The sequence below is a fragment of the Rhizobium sp. AC27/96 genome (assembly GCF_001692325.1).
Lineage (GTDB): Bacteria > Pseudomonadota > Alphaproteobacteria > Rhizobiales > Rhizobiaceae > Rhizobium.
Genome location: NZ_LXKN01000017.1, coordinates 30,366 through 47,911, shown reverse-complemented (window position 1 = coordinate 47,911; position 17,546 = coordinate 30,366). Strand labels below are relative to the sequence as shown.

At 56.8% G+C, this 17,546-nt stretch carries 15 protein-coding genes and 1 pseudogene; 9 read left to right on the top strand and 7 right to left on the bottom strand.

The genetic code is table 11. From position 1 onward, the window contains the following. Nucleotides 1-27: 27 nt before the first annotated feature. Nucleotides 28-789, bottom strand: a complete 762-nt coding sequence (locus A6U86_RS13490; protein WP_068391705.1) for a sugar phosphate isomerase/epimerase — start codon at nt 787-789, stop codon at nt 28-30. A gap of 156 nt (nt 790-945) precedes the next feature. Between A6U86_RS13490 and A6U86_RS13485 the strand changes: the two genes are divergently transcribed. Further along, on the top strand, nt 946-1,986 hold the full coding sequence (locus A6U86_RS13485) for a LacI family DNA-binding transcriptional regulator (protein ID WP_068391702.1): 1,041 nt from the start codon (nt 946-948) through the stop codon (nt 1,984-1,986). A 295-nt stretch (nt 1,987-2,281) separates the two neighbouring features. On the opposite strand, the gene A6U86_RS13480 is transcribed toward A6U86_RS13485, so the two are convergent. Then, on the bottom strand, nt 2,282-3,196 hold the full coding sequence (locus tag A6U86_RS13480) for an AraC family transcriptional regulator (protein ID WP_068391698.1): 915 nt from the start codon (nt 3,194-3,196) through the stop codon (nt 2,282-2,284). 135 nt (nt 3,197-3,331) lie between these two features. Between A6U86_RS13480 and A6U86_RS13475 the strand changes: the two genes are divergently transcribed. The 6 genes from A6U86_RS13475 (at nt 3,332) to A6U86_RS13450 (ending at nt 12,060) form a co-directional block, all read left to right on the top strand. After that, complete coding sequence (locus A6U86_RS13475) at nt 3,332-4,174, top strand: SDR family oxidoreductase (protein WP_068391695.1); 843 nt, start codon at nt 3,332-3,334, stop codon at nt 4,172-4,174. A gap of 657 nt (nt 4,175-4,831) precedes the next feature. Continuing rightward, entirely contained in the window at nt 4,832-5,641 is an 810-nt protein-coding gene (locus A6U86_RS13470) for a DUF3313 domain-containing protein (RefSeq protein WP_244509929.1), read from the top strand. Between the two features lie 85 nt (nt 5,642-5,726). Further along, nucleotides 5,727-6,419, top strand: coding sequence for a response regulator transcription factor (locus A6U86_RS13465; protein WP_068391688.1), 693 nt, complete (start codon nt 5,727-5,729; stop codon nt 6,417-6,419). Then, nucleotides 6,416-7,684: a HAMP domain-containing sensor histidine kinase gene (locus A6U86_RS13460; RefSeq protein WP_068391684.1), complete on the top strand. Its 1,269-nt coding sequence runs from the start codon at nt 6,416-6,418 to the stop codon at nt 7,682-7,684. The genes A6U86_RS13465 and A6U86_RS13460 overlap by 4 nt, the downstream gene beginning before the upstream one ends. A 153-nt stretch (nt 7,685-7,837) precedes the next feature. Beyond that, the gene (locus A6U86_RS13455) at nt 7,838-8,926 is read left to right on the top strand and encodes an efflux RND transporter periplasmic adaptor subunit (protein ID WP_068391681.1); all 1,089 of its coding nucleotides are present in this window, start codon (nt 7,838-7,840) and stop codon (nt 8,924-8,926) included. Beyond that, on the top strand, nt 8,923-12,060 hold the full coding sequence (locus A6U86_RS13450) for an efflux RND transporter permease subunit (protein WP_068391679.1): 3,138 nt from the start codon (nt 8,923-8,925) through the stop codon (nt 12,058-12,060). The genes A6U86_RS13455 and A6U86_RS13450 overlap by 4 nt, the downstream gene beginning before the upstream one ends. A gap of 46 nt (nt 12,061-12,106) precedes the next feature. On the opposite strand, the pseudogene A6U86_RS34750 reads toward A6U86_RS13450, so the two are convergent. Together A6U86_RS34750 and A6U86_RS13445 are read right to left on the bottom strand one after the other, a co-directional pair. Next, nucleotides 12,107-12,220, bottom strand: a pseudogene (locus A6U86_RS34750) (ATP-binding protein); the annotation flags it as partial. Further along, nucleotides 12,190-13,125 (bottom strand): LysR family transcriptional regulator, encoded by a 936-nt coding sequence (locus A6U86_RS13445; RefSeq protein ID WP_068391676.1) that lies wholly within the window; start codon nt 13,123-13,125, stop codon nt 12,190-12,192. The gene A6U86_RS13445 and the pseudogene A6U86_RS34750, both read right to left, overlap by 31 nt. A 172-nt stretch (nt 13,126-13,297) precedes the next feature. Between A6U86_RS13445 and A6U86_RS13440 the strand changes: the two genes are divergently transcribed. Then, nucleotides 13,298-14,326: an alcohol dehydrogenase catalytic domain-containing protein gene (locus A6U86_RS13440; RefSeq protein WP_083196830.1), complete on the top strand. Its 1,029-nt coding sequence runs from the start codon at nt 13,298-13,300 to the stop codon at nt 14,324-14,326. A 390-nt stretch (nt 14,327-14,716) separates the two neighbouring features. Here the strand turns inward: A6U86_RS13440 and A6U86_RS13435 are convergent, their stop codons facing one another. Genes A6U86_RS13435 through A6U86_RS13425 form a run of 3 tightly spaced genes read right to left on the bottom strand, consistent with a single transcriptional unit; the run spans nt 14,717 to nt 16,471 of the window. Further along, the gene (locus A6U86_RS13435) at nt 14,717-15,571 is read right to left on the bottom strand and encodes an MBL fold metallo-hydrolase (RefSeq protein ID WP_068391670.1); all 855 of its coding nucleotides are present in this window, start codon (nt 15,569-15,571) and stop codon (nt 14,717-14,719) included. Nucleotides 15,572-15,592: 21 nt separating this feature from the next. Next, complete coding sequence (locus tag A6U86_RS13430) at nt 15,593-15,919, bottom strand: hypothetical protein (RefSeq protein WP_068391667.1); 327 nt, start codon at nt 15,917-15,919, stop codon at nt 15,593-15,595. A gap of 6 nt (nt 15,920-15,925) precedes the next feature. Further along, nucleotides 15,926-16,471: a sugar ABC transporter gene (locus A6U86_RS13425; RefSeq protein WP_068391863.1), complete on the bottom strand. Its 546-nt coding sequence runs from the start codon at nt 16,469-16,471 to the stop codon at nt 15,926-15,928. Nucleotides 16,472-16,641: 170 nt separating this feature from the next. On the opposite strand from A6U86_RS13425, the gene A6U86_RS13420 reads away from it, so the two are divergent. Then, complete coding sequence (locus tag A6U86_RS13420) at nt 16,642-17,541, top strand: LysR substrate-binding domain-containing protein (RefSeq protein WP_068391664.1); 900 nt, start codon at nt 16,642-16,644, stop codon at nt 17,539-17,541. Nucleotides 17,542-17,546 lie beyond the last annotated feature (5 nt).

The window sequence follows — 17,546 nt, the reverse complement described above, 5'->3', positions numbered from 1 at the left end:
CGATCTGCATTGATTTTGATGGTCCGGCTAACGGACCTTCTGAAGATAAACGAAGCTCCTGGCAGCAAACCCCGCCGGATCCTTCGGATTATCATGCTCGACGACCATCAGGCGGGCGCCGTATCCGGTCGCGGATACCCAGAGATCGACCCAATTCAGGATGCCGGCACCGACATCGCACCAACCATCCTCGTCTTCATTCTCACCCGCAGGCGCTTGATCTTTCACATGAGCCGAGACCAGCAGCCGCGCATATTTTTGCAGCAGGGTTTTCGGATCAGCGCCGCCGCGTGCAAGCCAGGCGATATCTGCCTGCCAGACAAGCGGGCTGCCTCCAGCACCCTCGAAGAGACAGTCGAGCGGTAGCTCTCCATTGCTGAATGCCGCAAGCTCCCAGTGATGGTTGTGATAGCCAAGCGATATGCCGCGATCTATCAGCCGGCTGGCGATTTCGCCGAGTTCCGCGCCAGCACGACGCCAGTCATCGGCATTGCCGCCGCGCTCGTCGGGTGGAAATGCCGGCATGAAGAGTTGCTTTATTCCGGCCTCGCTCGCCGCATCGGCGACGCGTCCAAGATCGCTGCGCAGAGCCGGCATGCCGATATGGCCGCTCGGCGCATCAAGACCTCGACCGGAAAGCGCGGCCTTCAGCGCCTTTGGATCGTCCAGATGGCTGCCGATCGTTTCCACATGGGTAAAGCCCGCCACTGATGCAGCGTCGAGCTGAGCATCCAGGCCGCCCAGATGGCGAAGTGAATAAAGCTGAATCGAAAGTATTGGCGCCGTCATCGCATCTCCTCCCGGAATGCATAGCCAGCGTCTCCTCGCCTGACCGTGCATCTACGCAATCGATTGCGTAAACCTAACAGCGCAATCGATTGCGTGCAAGAGCATCATGACATATTCATGCTAGGAAGGATGAAATGATCCCGTCGCAGAGGGCCGATGCCAAAACGCAAGCCGACCATAGCCAATGAGGCACGCATTCCAACGATGGCCGATATTGCCCGCATTGCTGGCGTATCCGCTTCGACCGTCAGCCGAGCGCTCGCCGGCCTTCCGCCAATTACGGAAGAGACAAGACAAAGGGTTGCTCAGGCTGCGAAGGAGGCCGGATATGCGGTCAATCGCCACGCGCGCTCCCTGCGGTTGAAGCGCAGCAGGTTGATGCTGGTTCTTATTCCGAACCTTGCCAATCCCAATTTTCCCGACCTTTTGATGCACATCGATCAGGCCGCCTATGATTGCGGTTACGACATCATGATCGCTCATATAGCGGTCGATCCGCATCGATCGGACCGCTATGTAGACGAACTGCTCGCCGGAAGCATCGACGGCGTTCTCCTGACCTCCAATTACTGCCCGCCGAGGATTCTTGAATGCATCGCTGCAGGACGGCGTATGCCGATTGTCCGAACGTTGAGCCCGACACCCAACCTTGACGGCATCAGCGGCGTTCAGATCGATGAGGTAAAGGCCGCTTACGATGTCGTCGATCATCTTGCAAAGCAGGGCTACAAGCGCATCGCCCATCTTGGTGGCCCACCCAAGGAAGCAGTCGCCATCGCCCGTAAGCAAGGCTGGAAACTGGCACTTGCTGACCACGGCCTGCCATCTTCCCGCGACCTCTTCATCCAGGCAGGTTTCAGGATAGAGGATGGGCGACAAGCCGCAGCCCGGATAAGCGGCATGCCGCCACGACCGGACGCCATTTTCTGCTCGAACGACGAATCCGCTTATGGCCTGATCGCAGCTCTGAAAGAACAGGGATTGCGGGTACCGCAGGACATTGCCGTCGCGGGCTTCGACGACCTCAGCTTTTCGAACGTTATGGATCCACCGCTAACGACAGTCCGCCTTCCCCGACGCGATATGGCGGAACTATCCGTGCGGAAGCTGAAGGCGCTTATCGAGGATGAGACGGAAAACGACATCACGGTCCTAGCTCATGAACTCGTGGTACGGGCAAGCAGTCTGAAAACTTGAGTGGACAAAATGGCTTGCAACGCCGAAAAAACAACGCGGCTAAAGGGAAACGCTCCAAGCGTAGCGGCGCGGAAGGTACCAGCCTAGAGATCGACAGCCATTATCTGCTCTTCCCTAAGCATGTTGTCAAACTCGACTGCGGGCTGGCGCCGGATCTGAGCCTGACACGATTGAAATAGTAAGGATCATGACTTGCGTTGCTCGTGACCTTACCGCCACATAGATTTACGCACAAACATCAATAAGTTGCGTGCCATCTGAAAGGCGTCCAACCTAGGCTTCGTTCGAAAATTTGTCAGCCCGCTGCATTTTTGAAGCGCATCGGAGGACGCCCGGTGACGCGCTTGAAGGCGTTGCTGAACGCGCTCTCCGACGTATAGCCGAGCGATCGTCCAATGTCGCCGATATGGACCGAGTTTTCGCGAATGGCTTGCTCCGCAAGTCGCATCCGCCACTCCGTCAGGTAGGACATCGGCGCAATTCCCGCGACGGTTTTGAAATATAAGGCGAACGTCGCGCGCGACATGGCCGCAGCCCTCGCCAATTCTTCGAGCCGCCAGGATCGACCGGGGTCGTTGTGCATCAACCGGAGCGCCGGAGAGAGGCGCCTGTCGGTCACCGCTCTTAGCCACCCCGCCGTCAAGGGTTTGGTCGTCTCGAAGTGAGCGCGCAATATCTGGATGAACATCAGATGGGCTAGCTGCGTTGAGGCAACGTATGCACCCGGTGGATCGTCCTCACGTTCTTGGATGAGTTGGTCCATGAGCCAACAGAGTGTCTGCGCTCGTCGCGATCCCGCGTGAACGTGAATGAATGGTGGCAGGGCTCCGGTCAGAAGCTGACCATATTCTGCATTCAGTTCAACATTCCCGCCGATCACGAAGCAATCGTCGCCGGTTCCGTGGTGGGCAACGGCACCCACACGGTATTTCAAGACATCGTCCAGGTCGACTAGGGGCGCAGCCAGGTCGCTGGCCATGACGACTGCGCGAGGGGCGGAGAGGAGGAACACATCGCCTTCCTCAAGATGGATCGGTGCTGCCTCGCCCTCAATCAAGAGCCAGCAGTTGCCTCGTACGACGCCCCAGAACTTGATCTTATCGGGCGGTGGAATGGCGATCGCCCATGGGCCACCCGCCACCAATCCACCCGACAGGACAGACCGCGCGCTGATGAGATTGAGGAAATCCGAGAATGGGTCATCCTGCATAATCAGACGATGGCGCTAAAAATTGAGAAGATCAAGCATTAATAATCTGATCCCCCAGCACTACTATCCACTTGCTGGATGTAAGGGGCGCCGCCAGGCGCCGGTAACCAGTCACTGATCTAAAAGGATTGAACAATGACACAACGCACCTGGTTAATTACCGGCGTGAATAGCGGTTTCGGTCGCGCCATGACGGAACAACTCCTCGCACGCGGCGATCGCGTCGCCGGCACCACCCGCAAGATGGGTGCGATGGACGATTTAGCGGAGAAGTATGGCGATCTGCTGTGGCTGGACCACCTGGATATGACGGACACGACCGGTATCCAACGAGTCGTAAACAAGGCTTTCGCTGATCTCGGCAAGATCGATGTCATCGTTAGCAACGCCGGCTACGGCTTGTTCGGCGCTGCGGAGGAGTTCAGCGACGAACAGGTCGATCATCAACTGTCGACCAATCTTATCGGCCCGATCAGGCTTGTGCGTGCGGCACTGCCTCACCTGCGTACTCAAGGCGGCGGCCGGATCATCGGTCTGTCCACGTTCGGTGGCCAGGCGGTCCTTCCCGGTGGATCATTGTATCATGCGGGAAAATGGGGGCTGGAAGGCTTCCTGGACGCGTTGTCGATTGAACTCGCACCCTTCAAGATCGGGGTGACTATCATCGAGCCGGGCAGCGCCCGCACGAATTTTCGTTTCGGTGGGGCACAGCTTGGCGAGCCTTTGGAGGCGTACAAAGGTACGCCGGCGGCCATGGTTCACGCGATGATGAAAGACACGTCACGCCAGCCTCTGGGCGACCCTGCAAAGATGTCGGCAATCATCCTCGCAAGCGTTGATCAGGAGCCGGCGCCGAAGCGGATCGTCCTTGGCTCAGATTCCTGGGGGATCATCTTCAAGGCGCTGACTGATCGCCTGGCAGCGCTCTCGACACAGAAGGACATAGCCGCGTCAACGGACATTTCCACAAACGCCTAACCTTCCTTACCTTCTCGTGGGTTCATTATATAAAGTGTCCCCACGAGAAGAGCTGCTTGAGCTTTCAGATGGAAGTCGCAAATGATGCGTTTGGGAGGACGCGTACGCGCCTCCGAGTTGCACGCCTCACTCCTAGGTCAGGCAGCATCTCACAGCGTTCGCAAGGCCAAAGGAATTTCGGTCTCATAGTCGCCACTCCGACGTTAAACTGTGCCTTTCTATCAAGCCCGCACTTCGCCCCAGCGGTTGCCAATGGCGACAAGGGGAATACGTCTTTACACAACTTTACGATGGTCTAACGGAGCTTAACAAAAGATCTGCTACATCCGGTTTCGAACGGCGACATAGCGGGATGCAATTTTCCTATGCCAGAAACCGATCCAAGTAGCCAATGTCCCCTCGTTTCGTACCTATTCAATACTCGAAATTGTGTTCCGCCTCTCTTCCATTGGAATTCGGGAAAATGCGATCTGAAGAAGATTTTGGCCGACTGCCTGCTCTCAGCCTTTCATCTGTCAGTTCCAACATAACGGATGGAAACCTTTATAAAAATTGCCACGTAGACCCCTTACTAAAAGAGAGTTTATGTATCCGGTGAATCAAAATCCTCAAGATTGCAACCTCCGACCTACGCAGGCCTCGGGAACGAAACTAACAATGTCTGTCGCACTCATGATTTGCCTTTCAGGCTGCGCCAGCATGCCTCTTCAACGGGGCACGACGCTTTCATCCTATCAAAACCTGAAACCATCGAATGGAACCATGACCAAGAGCGAGATGAGCGTAGACCCTCACGCACTTGCAATGGCAAAGACCGTCCGGATTGTCCCAACTACCATCTCGGTCAACGTGGCTGCCACGGTTCCAAATCTTCGCGAACAAGCTCTTACATCGAATGCGGTGGACAGAGCCTTATGTGTGGCATTGAGTGACAGGTTTGAGATTGTAGGGCCTGGTCAGCCTGCAGATTTGACAGTGCGTGCATCAATCGTCGCGATCAAACCTACCAATAAGACCGCGGCAGGGGTGTCAACGGTAACGTCACTTGGAACGGCCGCGGTACTGCCAGTGTCGGTGCCGCGACTACCAATCGGAATGGGTGGCCTTGATGCAGAGGCAGAAGCGATAGGCGCAGACGGAGCGCAGAAGGCGGCCATGGTCTGGTCGCGAGGCGCGGATTCCTTTACAACGGCAGCACGCGTCTCGGCGGTGGGCGATGCTTACGCTCTTGCTGGTTCATTCGGAAATGACTTTGCCAAAATGCTGGTAAAGGGGGACACACCCTTCAAGGGTGTCGGTTCACTCCCTTCAAAGCAGAAGGTCTGGTCGGCACTCGGCGGACGGAATAAGTATACTGCATGTGAGAGCTTTGGCCGAGGCTCCGGTATCGCGGGTGCCATAGGCGGAAAACTTGGTCTGCCGCCAGGGTGGACCGACAAGAAGAGCCAAGCCAACAGCAAAACCTGAGTGCCCATCGCGGATGCGGTCAGTATTTACAAAAATTGCCCGGCACGCGTTTACTGATCACTCCAAAAGGCTTGGGATTACGTCAATGACAAAAGTTCTTCTCATCGATGACGACAGGGAGCTGACAGGGCTGCTCGTCGAATATCTAGCAGAAGAAGGCTTCGACGCCAGAGCCATCGACGATCCTCGCCTTGGCCTTCAGGAAGCCACCTCAAACTCATATGAGATCGTCATTCTCGATGTGATGATGCCGCGCATCAACGGCATAGATGTCCTTCAACGCATCCGGAAGACAAGCAGTATCCCTGTTCTCATGCTGTCTGCCCGAGGAGAAAATGTCGACCGAATTACAGGGCTTAACCTTGGCGCCGATGATTATGTCTCGAAACCATGTTCGCCGGGCGAAATCGTCGCAAGGCTGAGGGCGATCATGCGTCGTCTCAATCGAGGTACCGACCCCGATCTCGACATTAACCTCGTCCAGGCTGGAGACCTCATCCTCTATCCGTCCACGAGAAGTGCCGAATGGAAGGGACAACCCCTGGATTTGACGGGCGCAGAATTCAATCTGCTTGAGGTTTTGGTGAGGAATGCCGGGCAACTCGTCTCCAAAAGCGAGATCTCCCGTCGAGCGCTTGGGCGCGCATTGACCCCGTTCGATCGAGGCATCGACGTCCATGTCAGCAGTATCAGGCAGAAACTTGGGTTGCGCAACGACGGCCAGTCCTGGATCAGGACGGTGCGAGGCCAGGGATATCAACTGGTCCAGGATCGATGAGCAAGCTGTTCTGGAAACTATTCGTTGTTGTCTGGCTATCTATTGCCGGCCTGATTTGCGTTCTCATCCTGTTGACCAATGTCTTTGGATTTCAGCCGCCGCAGCGTGAGTTCGATCTTCGAAAGCAGCGTTTTCTGATTGAGATCGCAGAAGCACTGGTTGTCGATCACAATCTGACCGCTCTTCCCTCGGTCGCCCGTATGGCGCGAACCTCGGGCTCTCCAATCGACCTGAAAGTCAGCGTTTCAGATGATGTCAGTTGTGCGAAGGCGAACGGCTATCAGCGAAATGAGCGATATTTGAGTGCCGATCAGAAATGCTATCGAATCACTGCCGATTTTATTGATAATGGTGCGCAGACATACGGTTTTCTGATCTTTCCGTTTCTTGTCGATGCCGTGGCAAGTTTGATCGCGGCCTGTGCCTTGGCATATTATCTCGCCGGTCCGATCGTGACCTTGAAAGACGGCCTCAATGCCTTGGCGCGGGGGGATTTTCGCATCCGCATTGGTAAAAAATTCGGTGGCCGCCAGGACGAAATTTCCGACCTCGGGCTGGACTTCGATTCCACCGCATCCAAACTGCAGGCACTTCAGGAGATCCAGCAGAGACTCTATCACGATGTGTCACACGAGCTTCGATCGCCACTTTCCCGCATCCAGGCCGCGATCGGCGTGCTGCGGCAAAACCCGTCCAAACTGGATGCTATGATGGAGAGGATGGATCGCGAAATCGAACGATTGGATACACTGGTCGATGAAATCCTGACCCTGGCCAAGCTCAACACCGGCTACGCTTCGTCATTCGAGAAAAGCAAGATCGATATCATTGATCTGCTGGGTGCCATCGTTGACGATGCCGGGTTTGAAGCCAAGGCGAAAGGCGTTGTCGTCAGACTGGAAGGCGTGGCATCGTTTGTCAGCGATACCAACGGTGAACTGATTTATCGCGCGCTCGAAAACGTCGTGCGAAATGCCGTTAAATACACTGCGGATGAAACCGAGGTGATCGTCGATGCACACTTGGACCAAGCCCACCCACATATGCTGCGAATAACTGTTTGTGATCATGGGCCTGGCGTGCCGGACGACGAGATCGAGCGCATTTTCGAGCCGTTTCAGCGCGGTGTGGACAGCGCAGAGGTCACCGGCCATGGACTTGGCCTTGCCATTGCGCGTCAGACTTTAGAGATCCAGGGTGGGAGCGTTCGCGCCGAAAACGGCCCCAATTCGGGGCTCAGGATCATCATTCAAATTGCAGCCTAAGTCTGTTGCTCCGGATCTTTACATAACTTTACGCATTCCTAACAGCACTTAGCGGTCGAGCCATTATCGTCTGTCCAATTAGCGTTCCGTGTGATCGAGCCTTGTCGCGCCTCGACCGATCATTCGAACGTTGGATCACGCAGGACAAACGATATGTATCGCCCGATCTCATGTATGACCTTCGCTTCTTTTCTCTTTGTCGCCTATGGCGTCAATTCGTCCGTTGCACAGCAGACCTCTACGGCAGCTCCTGCCGCACTCACGGTCGAACTGGTGAAGCCGCTCGTCCAGCAATGGCCGCAAACGGTACCTGCCTCCGGGTGGTTGGCACCATGGCAAGAGGCTATAATCTCATCCGAGACCGGAGGCTTGAAAATTGCCAGTATCGCAGTCGACATCGGCTCCAAGGTCAGACGCGGAGAACTGCTGGCAGAGCTCGCGTCGGAAAGCGTTCTTGCGGATCTTCATAAGCAGGAGGCGGCTGTGGCGACTGCCGAGGCAAATCTCGACGAGGCCAACGCAAACGTTGATCGAGCCCATAAGCTCTCGGGTACCGGCGCGCTATCAGATCAAACAACGACACAGTATCTGATCACCCAGCGGACGGCCGCAGCCAGTGTCGCCTCGGAAAAGGCAGCCCTTGAAGGTGAAAAAATCAAGCTGCAACAGACCAGGATCATCGCTCCAGACGATGGCATCATTTCTTCAAGGTCAGCAACGCTTGGTGCGGTGGTTTCGTCGGGAACAGAGATGTTCCGGATCATCCGTCAGGGTCGCGTCGAGTGGCAGGCGGAGGTGCCGGCGCAATTCCTGAACTCGGTCCGGCAAGGACAGACAGTCCAAATCGAACTGGCGAATTCTTCTAGGCTGTCGGGCGTGGTGAGACTCATCTCGCCGACCGTCGCAAAGGAAACCGGTCGCGCTCTTGTCTATGTCTCGCTCAAAGACGCCGCGGCCCAATCAGGTCAGTTTGCGACCGGCTCCTTCGATATCGCAGTCACAAAAAGCATTGCCCTGCCGCAAACCTCAGTGATCCAGCGAGATGGCATGAGCTACGTTTTTGTCATGACGGACACAACCCACGTGGAGCGCAAGTCCGTTTCGATCGGCAGGCGCCAGGGAGACCTCATAGAGATCGCCAGTGGCATCGATGCGGAAGCAAATGTCGTGAAGGCCGGTGGCGCATTCCTGGCCGACGGCGCCACCGTGAAAGTCGTGACGACGTCGGAGGCCGGCGAATGAATTTCTCTGCCTGGTCCATCCGTAATCCCGTTCCCTCGATCCTCCTGTTCGCGCTGCTAAGCGTCTGCGGCATTCTCGGCTTCATGGGCCTGTCGGTGCAGAATTTCCCTGACATGGATCTACCGACGATCAAGATCGCGGCAACGCTGGACGGGGCAGCGCCCGATCAGCTCGAAACCGAAGTTGCACGCAAGATCGAGGATAAGCTCCCTTCCCTCACCAAGCTTGACCACATTACAACGAAGATCACGGATGGGTCAGTGTCGATCACCGTGACGTTTGAGGTCGGCAAGAACACCGAAGCCGCGCTCAATGAGGTTCGAAATGCAGTCGACAGCGCGCAGGCGGATCTACCAAAGGAGATGGATCCGCCCACCGTCTCGAAGGTGACAGTTCAGTCGTCCCCACTTCTGACTTACGTGATCAAATCTGATCGCCTGAATGAGAAGGAGCTATCTTGGTTCGTCGACAATGATCTCTCCAAGATGCTGTTGTCGGTGAAGGGTGTCGGAGAAGTCGACCGAACGGGGGGCGTCGACCGCGAGGTGCATGTCGACCTCAATCCGTCTGCCATGCGATCGCTAGGTGTAACGGCCTCCGATATTTCGACGCAGCTCAAGGCGGTACAGGTCAACCAGTCCGGCGGGGTCGGAGAGGTTGGAGACGCGCGGCAAACACTGCGCACACTCGGCGCCGTCGCCTCGGTCGACGAGCTGAAGGCGGTTGCGGTTCCCCTGTCGAATGGCCAGCATATTCGCCTGGACCAGATCGCCACGGTCAGTGATACCTTCGCGGACAGGACATCGCTTGCCTATGAAGACGGCAAGCCGATGATCGCCTTCCAGATAAAGCGATCGAACGGCTATTCCGACACCGGTGTTGCAACCGCAGTGCGAAAGGCGGTTCAGAATTTCAAGGCAGCATACCCTCTGATCGTCATCAACGAGGCGAGCAATACTGTCACCCCCATCGAAGACAATTATCATGCGTCGATGGAAATGCTCTACGAGGGGGCAGCGCTCGCCGTGATTGTTGTCATGCTTTTTCTCCGTGATTGGCGCGCTACCGTCCTGTCAGCGGTCGCACTGCCGTTGTCGATCATTCCGACATTTCTGATGATGTATCTCGCCGGCTTCAGCTTGAACATCGTTTCGCTACTGGCGCTTTCACTTGTTGTCGGCATTCTCGTCGATGATGCGATTGTGGAGGTTGAAAACATATCGCGTCACATCGGCATGGGCAAAAAACCCTATGAGGCAGCGATGGAGGCCGCAGACGAAATCGGCCTGGCGGTGATCGCAACGACGTTTACCCTGGTGGCTGTGTTTCTTCCAACGGCATTCATGGCCGGAATTCCCGGCCTGATATTCCGCCAATTCGGAGTGACTGCAGCTGTGGCAGTGCTTTGCTCACTGCTGGTCGCACGTCTGCTAACGCCGATGATGGCCGCCTACTTCATGAAGGCCCATCCCGTCGAGGCGAAAGATGGCTGGCTCATGTCGGTCTATCTGAGGATCGTGGGCTACTGCCTTAGCCACCGCAAAACGACGGTACTAATCGTCGCTCTCTTCGTCGCCCTATCCTTTTCCATCATTCCATTGTTGAAAACCGGATTCATTCCGGCATCCGATAACGCCCAAACGCAGGTATCGCTGACAATGCCGCCTGGCAGTTCTCTTGAGCAAACAAAACTGACCGCGATGAAGGCAGCAGAAGTCGTCTCGAAAATCCCGAATGTGACGCATGTTTTCAACGCTGTTGGAACGGCGCAATCCGGTAGCGGTGCACTTGATGCTTCGACGACAAGCGACGCAACCGCTGCAACCCTGATCGTTGATCTGACGCCCATCGGCAAGCGCTCTGAAAAGCAATGGCAGATTGAAAACGCGATCAGAGAGGCGCTGACAGCACTGCCAGGGGTGCGTGTCCAGGTCGGATCCGGGGGCAATGGAACGAAGCTGGACATCACCTTGGCGGGCGACGATTCAACGATCCTGGATAATGTTGCTGCAGATCTTGAGTCTCAGCTCCGCACGCTTCATGGCATCGGGAACGTGACGTCCAGTGCAGCTCTGCAAGCGCCGGAAGTTCAAATCAGGCCGAATTTTGAGAAGGCGGCGGCGTTGGGCGTAACGTCGCAAGCGATTGCCGATGCGATCCGGATCGCGACCAACGGCGATTATTCATCATCAATGCCCAAGCTCAATCTTCCCGAGCGACAGCTTCCGATTCGCGTCCAGTTCGACCAAGGCATCCGCAACGACCTCTCGAGGATCTCCGAATTGACCGTGCGCGGAGCCGGCAACGATATCGCTCTCTCATCCGTGGCCTCAATCGCGATCGGTGGCGGTTCGTCGCAGATTGACAGAATAGACCGGTCGAGGAACGTCACCCTTTCCGTCGAACTCAACGGCCGCATATTGGGCGATGTCATGAAGGATGCGCGCCAGCTGCCCGCCTTGAAAAACCTCCCGGTCGGCGTTCATCTGGTGGAGCAGGGAGAGCTTCAGCGCTCGTCAGAACTGTTCGCAAGCTTTGCCATCGCGATGGGCATTGGCATCTTCTGTGTCTACGCTGTTCTGGTCCTGCTCTTCTCCGACTTTCTGCAGCCGATCACGATCCTGATGGCGCTGCCCCTGTCTCTTGGGGGGGCATTGCTCCCCTTGGTCATCACGGGCACGAGCTTCTCGTTCCCGGCCGTCATTGGCCTGCTGATGCTGATGGGTGTGGTGACCAAGAACTCCATCCTCCTGGTCGAATACGCCATCATGTCCCGGCGGGAGGGTGTTGAGCGAATGGCCGCTTTGATCGACGCATGTCACAAGCGCGCCAGGCCAATCGTCATGACGACGATCGCGATGGGCGCCGGAATGTTGCCTGCCGCTCTGAGCCTGAGTGGCGGAGATCCGAGCTTTCGCCAGCCGATGGCCATTCTCGTCATTGGCGGGTTGCTGACCTCGACGGTCCTGAGCTTGCTGGTGATCCCGGTGATCTTCACCTTCGTGGACGACCTGCTGCTATTGTTGTTGCGGCCGTTTCGAAAGGAGAAGCGGCTCGGCGAACCGGCAAGCAACGCGGACGTCGACGCCACGACAGTTGCGGAGCTGCCCCGCTCCGCAACGGCTCGGAGGTAACAAACGGAATACCGTGGAGAAGAATGGGATTGCCGGTAGAATCCGTTGAACTATTTCTGAATCGGAAACTGTCGTTTCCAGTTCCAAGGATGCGGCAATGGTGGGTAAGCCGGTCGAGCAGCGCGGTTGTCATCTGGGCATCATCGAAGACGCTGGCCCATCCGATGAAGTCAGCGTTGTAATCAACGCGCGAAGGCCGGAGGAGACATGACGGTGGCCCGGATAGTACAGACACAGACCCGGAAACTCTGGACACCAATCTTCCAGGACCCGCTCCAGGCGGCCATCGCGTAGCCCACCGATTGCAAGGTGGTCTGGCACGAACGCGATGCCGAGCCCGTCCATTGCCGCTTCGACCATCAAAGGTTGATCGGTCAACGTCAGCCGTCCCGTAACGTTGATCCGTTCGGTGCCCCCTCGACGTTCAAACTCCCAGCGGTAGATTGCACCGCTCTCAAACCGGAACCGAATGCAATCGTGATGGAGTAAGTCTTGAGGCACGGACGGGCGTCCACGCTCAGCAAAATAGCCTGGCGATGCGACCGCCGCAAAACGTACTGGCCCCATAACGGTAACGGCGATCATGTCTTGCGGCACGGCTTCCGCCAGACGTATCCCCGCATCGAAGCCCTCGGCAACGATGTCATCAAGTCTTCCATCACTGACGATGTCGAGATGAACGTGAGGATAGGCCCTAAAAAACCGCGCAAGCACCGGCTTCAGTACCAGGCGGATTGCACCCTCGCTGGCGTTAATCCGCACCGTGCCGCTCGGAATATCTCGATTGCCTTCAATCTCCTGAATGGCCTCATCAATCGCAACCATTGCGGGGCGCAATTTGTTTGCTAGGCGCTCCCCTGCATCCGTCAGAGAGACGCTACGCGTCGTTCGATTGAAAAGCCGAGCCCCCAGCCGACGTTCCAGCGTCTTGATCGAATGGCTGATCGCCGATGGCGTAATGTCGAGTTCAATGGCCGCGCTGCGAAAGCTGCGATGCGCAGCAACCGCCAGAAAAGCGACGTATGCCGACAGGTCATTGGTTTTTGATTGATGAATTTCTTTCATTCCAACATCAAATATTAGCGAGATTGTTTCCACAGTCAAGGCGACTTAAATCTCAAAAGGTTCGCATGAAAAGATCGAAGACGGACGACGCGGTTGGATTGAGTTTCCCGCTTTGCTGAGGCGAAGACTTGCGTCCCCGCCCCGCGGTCGAGAGTAAAACAAGGAGCTGACGATGAAGATGAAAGCTGTCGTGATGACGGGTGCCAACCGACCCTGGGAGATTCACGAGGTGCCTGTTCCCAAAGCGGAACCGGGAAAGGTACTCGTCAAAGTTCACGCGTCGGGAATGTGTTATACCGACATATGGGCCACACAAGGCTATGGAGGCGACATCTACCCACAGACGCCAGGGCACGAGGTCGTCGGCGAGGTCGTCGAAGTGGGTGCGGGCGTCCGCACGCGAAAGGTCGGTGATCGCATCGGGACGACTTGGGTGCAATCCGCTTGCGGTCGCTGCCCCTACTGTCAAGAAAACCGTCCACTGACTGGCCAAACGGCAATGAAGTGTGACTCTCCCACGACGACGGGATTTGCGTCACAGGGAGGGCACGCGGAGTATATCGCAATTTCCGCCGAAGGTACGGTGCTTCTGCCTGATGGGTTGGCTTACACGGACGCCGCCCCCATGATGTGTGCCGGTTATACCACGTGGAGCGGGTTACGGGACGCGGCACCCCAGCCGCGTGAGAAGATCGCCGTTGTCGGCATAGGCGGCCTGGGGCATGTCGCCTTGCAGCTTTCCAAGGCATGCGGTTTCGAGACCATCGCGATCACACACTCAGCCGACAAGCGCGACCTGGCCATCCAACTCGGCGCGGACAAGGTCGTAGCGAACGGTGAAGAGCTTCGCGACATCGGCGGCGCGGATATCCTTCTCGTCACAACCAACGACTTCAACACCGCCCATGATGCAATTGCGGGCCTAAGGGTCGATGGACGGATCGTCCTTTGCGGTTTGGATTTCACAAAGCCGTTCTCCATCTCGTCGGAGGGCGTGCCGTTTCATATGATGCGTCAGCGCGTCATCGGTTCGACACATGGTGGTCAGCACTATCTGAGTGAAGTCCTCGATCTCGCCGCCAAGGGCAAGGTCAAACCGATCGTCGAGACCTTTACACTTGACCAGGCCACAGAGGCATATGATCGGCTGGCTTCCGGCAAGATGCGCTTTAGGGGCGTGTTCATCCCCTCGGCGGGTTGATGTCAAAGAGCGCTTGCTGCTCGTAACTTCAAACTCCGGGTACAATTCCTGCACTGTGCCCGGAGTGATTTGGAAAAGCTAACCCAAGTGTGCATCATGCCTGCCGATATGCGCAGCCGCTGTCGGCCGCCATGGCAGGACTTGGAGTACCTCGACAGACTTCTGTGTCTGCCGAGTTGCAGATGGAGATCTTGAAAAGATCAGAGCCGACGACCCTGTTGTCACAAAAATCCTCCTCCTCAGATTTTCCAACAACATACACGGTTTAGCCCCGAGGGAATGGCTGATTTTGGAGCCGGAAGGGGACTGACAAGCTCCTAAGAAGGCTATCGCGAAAAGTAGGCATCCAATGCGCTGATGCGGACGGTCGGGATCGGCCCAAGGCGGATGTCAGATATCTCGCGAAAATCCCACATACTTGATGCCGTAATTTCCATCCATTCGTTCGATGCGCGCAAAACCGAGTTCGCCGAGGTGCATACCGGCGATCAGAAGCCTCTCCGAGCTGACGAGATCCAACAACCTCGACCGTGTGGCTGCTGCGAGATGTGCATCCTGATCGAAGGCGATCGACACATCCGGTCTCGGCACCTGAATCCGAGGGAAGTGGACCACATCTCCCCAAACCAGCAGATTCCGGCCGCAAGATTCCAGACGAAAGCCTGTATGCCCAACCGTATGGCCCGGAAGCGGCATCGCCATCACACCGGGAAGTACCTCCCCGGCATCGAAGGTGCGCAGTCTCTCGCGATAACCATCGAACGCCCGACGCGCCAATAGAAAGCTATCATGAGCACGTTCGGGCGCGCGGCTCAGGTTGCCGTCATCCTGCCAGAATGCGATTTCGCGATGGTGAGCGACAAGCTCGGCATTCGGAAAGGCGGCCTCTCCTGAAGCATCCACCAGCCCTCCGACATGATCGGGATGGGCATGTGTCAACAGGATCGTGTCGATCTCGGAAGGCTGAATACCGGCCAGCGCAAGATTGGCCTTCAGCCGACCGCCCCATTGCTTGAAGCCACCGGCTCCTGCGTCGATCAGGATGGTACGGCTACCGCCACGTAACAGATAGCAGCCGATGTGGATCGCGGCATGATCTTTTATTCCCGCCCTCTCCTGCATGCGGGTGGCATCAGCAGGGTCGATATTCGAGAGCAGAGCGAGGCTGCCAGCGAGATAACCATCGCTGATGGCAGTGATTGTTAAGTCGCCGACCCGCTGGCTGGGAAATGCAATATCTGTCATCGGTTCTCTCCGAGCTTCCGCTCAATTTCGCGCGTGAATGTTCGACGCTGCATAGCCGAAGCAACGGATGCGCGCGGTGAGGTCGAGATTGCGCCTGATGGCATCATCCAGGCCTTCCATGAACCGAGCCATCACCGGCGGCGTCCGAAAGGGTTCAAGGCGATATTGAATTTCTGCAAAGGCGGGGTGCCCCCGCCCATGCCGAACAGCGACATAGGCGACATGCATATTCATCAATGAGGCTCTGAGGATGCCGGTGCAGAGTTCCGCGCATTGCTCCGTGAGGTCGGCGAGTGCACCGTCCGGCGGCATCCTGTCTGAGGGGATGAATATCGTAACATTCGGCATCGGCGCTTACCGTGCCTTGGCGAAGGCGGCGCCATCGTCACTCGTCAATTGCGCCGTCATCGGTTCATAGATATGGACGCCTTCCGGCAGACGCTCGCGGTCAGGCGTCTGGGTGCGCTCCACCTTGGCGAGCCAGCGGTATTCAGGGGATTTCTCCATGGCGACCGCGTGCATCGCCTGCGGATTGAGGCCCAGCCGGATCAGAGGCTCGGGGCCCTTTGCGCTCAACGCCAGATATTCGCTCTTACCGATTGCCGGCGCTCGCTCGACGCCACCATAGAGGTTTCTATGCCAGTCGGTAATGTGTTGCTGCCAGCGCGCAAAATTGCCGCCGCCCTTTTGGCGATATTCCTTACCCGTCAGGATATCGAGGCCATCGATGGAATGAATGGCGAGATAGACGGGGCAGCCGGGGCTCAACGCCTTGAAACGCTGCGAGGTGTGGAAGCCGTTCACCGAAATGAGGGCTGGCAATTTGTCCAGGCTGTAGAAATCATTCCATTCCGCTTCGCTAACTGGATCGGCAAAGCTGCATTCCACCGTATAGATCATCGTATCACCTCCGACCGCAAGCACAGAGCTTCCGGTCTTGTTTCTCATTGATATTTGATCATGATAGAACGACGATCGCCGCCAATATATCGACAATAGATCATGCTTCAGTGATCTAATATCAAGGTAACAACGGCTCGCCTACAGAACCATCATGCCGGGAGCCATCCATGCGCCGCAAGATTCCAAGCAATTCAGCCCTCATGGCATTCGAGGCATCGGCTCGTCACGGAAGCTTCGCTCGTGCTGCAGATGAGTTGGCACTGACCGAGGGAGCAATCAGCCGCCAGATTGGCCGGCTCGAAGCTTTCCTCGGCGTTACGCTGTTCGAAAGGGTCGGCAATCGCGTTCGGCTTTTGCCGAATGGAGAGCGTTATGCCGTTCAGGTTCGCGAGTCACTCGACCGGCTGGAGCGGGACAGTCAGTATCTGATGGGTGAGCCGAGCGACGGCGGGAGCATCGACATTGCTACCATCCCGACCTTTGCCGCGCGTTGGCTCATCCCCCGCTTGCCAAGGTTTCAGGAAAAGCATCCGAACATCATCGTGCATCTTGCCGAACGCATGGAGCCCTTTGTCCTTGCCGGAAGCGGTTTCGATGCTGCGATCCATTTCGAGCATCCGGCATGGAGCGGAATGAGAACGCACCGGCTGCTGCATGAAATGTTGGTTCCTGTTTGTCATCCCGCACTTCTCGATAGAGGGGAGGGCGCGGCATCCCTCGATGAACTCCCACGCCTTCATCGGCGCCAGAACCCCGACGCCTGGCAACGCTATGCGCAGGAGACCGGGGTCGCGCTGACCAATCCTGCCATCGGTCCCCGGTATGATCTTCACATTATGCTGATTGAGGCCGCGCTGACGGGACTCGGCGTCGCGCTGGTGCCGCGCCTCTATGTTGAAACAGAATTGGCGGAAGGGCGCTTGATCGCACCTTGGCCCGATGGCCGATCGATCTCCAAAACCTTCTGCCTCATCCTGCCGGAGCCGATCCGATTGAGTGACACTCCAATACAGGTTTTTGCGAATTGGCTTATTAAGGAAGGGCAGTCCGCAAACTCCATGCTTTGAGGCGA

Excerpts from the sequence above, each read along its gene's own strand:
- A6U86_RS13490 (WP_068391705.1), bottom strand. The coding sequence starts at position 789 with ATGACGGCGCCAATACTTTCGATTCAGCTTTATTCACTTCGCCATCTG.
- A6U86_RS13485 (WP_068391702.1), top strand. The coding sequence starts at position 946 with ATGCCAAAACGCAAGCCGACCATAGCCAATGAGGCACGCATTCCAACG.
- A6U86_RS13480 (WP_068391698.1), bottom strand. The coding sequence starts at position 3,196 with ATGCAGGATGACCCATTCTCGGATTTCCTCAATCTCATCAGCGCGCGG.
- A6U86_RS13475 (WP_068391695.1), top strand. The coding sequence starts at position 3,332 with ATGACACAACGCACCTGGTTAATTACCGGCGTGAATAGCGGTTTCGGT.
- A6U86_RS13470 (WP_244509929.1), top strand. The coding sequence starts at position 4,832 with ATGTCTGTCGCACTCATGATTTGCCTTTCAGGCTGCGCCAGCATGCCT.
- A6U86_RS13465 (WP_068391688.1), top strand. The coding sequence starts at position 5,727 with ATGACAAAAGTTCTTCTCATCGATGACGACAGGGAGCTGACAGGGCTG.
- A6U86_RS13460 (WP_068391684.1), top strand. The coding sequence starts at position 6,416 with ATGAGCAAGCTGTTCTGGAAACTATTCGTTGTTGTCTGGCTATCTATT.
- A6U86_RS13455 (WP_068391681.1), top strand. The coding sequence starts at position 7,838 with ATGTATCGCCCGATCTCATGTATGACCTTCGCTTCTTTTCTCTTTGTC.
- A6U86_RS13450 (WP_068391679.1), top strand. The coding sequence starts at position 8,923 with ATGAATTTCTCTGCCTGGTCCATCCGTAATCCCGTTCCCTCGATCCTC.
- A6U86_RS13445 (WP_068391676.1), bottom strand. The coding sequence starts at position 13,125 with ATGAAAGAAATTCATCAATCAAAAACCAATGACCTGTCGGCATACGTC.
- A6U86_RS13440 (WP_083196830.1), top strand. The coding sequence starts at position 13,298 with ATGAAGATGAAAGCTGTCGTGATGACGGGTGCCAACCGACCCTGGGAG.
- A6U86_RS13435 (WP_068391670.1), bottom strand. The coding sequence starts at position 15,571 with ATGACAGATATTGCATTTCCCAGCCAGCGGGTCGGCGACTTAACAATC.
- A6U86_RS13430 (WP_068391667.1), bottom strand. The coding sequence starts at position 15,919 with ATGCCGAATGTTACGATATTCATCCCCTCAGACAGGATGCCGCCGGAC.
- A6U86_RS13425 (WP_068391863.1), bottom strand. The coding sequence starts at position 16,471 with ATGATCTATACGGTGGAATGCAGCTTTGCCGATCCAGTTAGCGAAGCG.
- A6U86_RS13420 (WP_068391664.1), top strand. The coding sequence starts at position 16,642 with ATGCGCCGCAAGATTCCAAGCAATTCAGCCCTCATGGCATTCGAGGCA.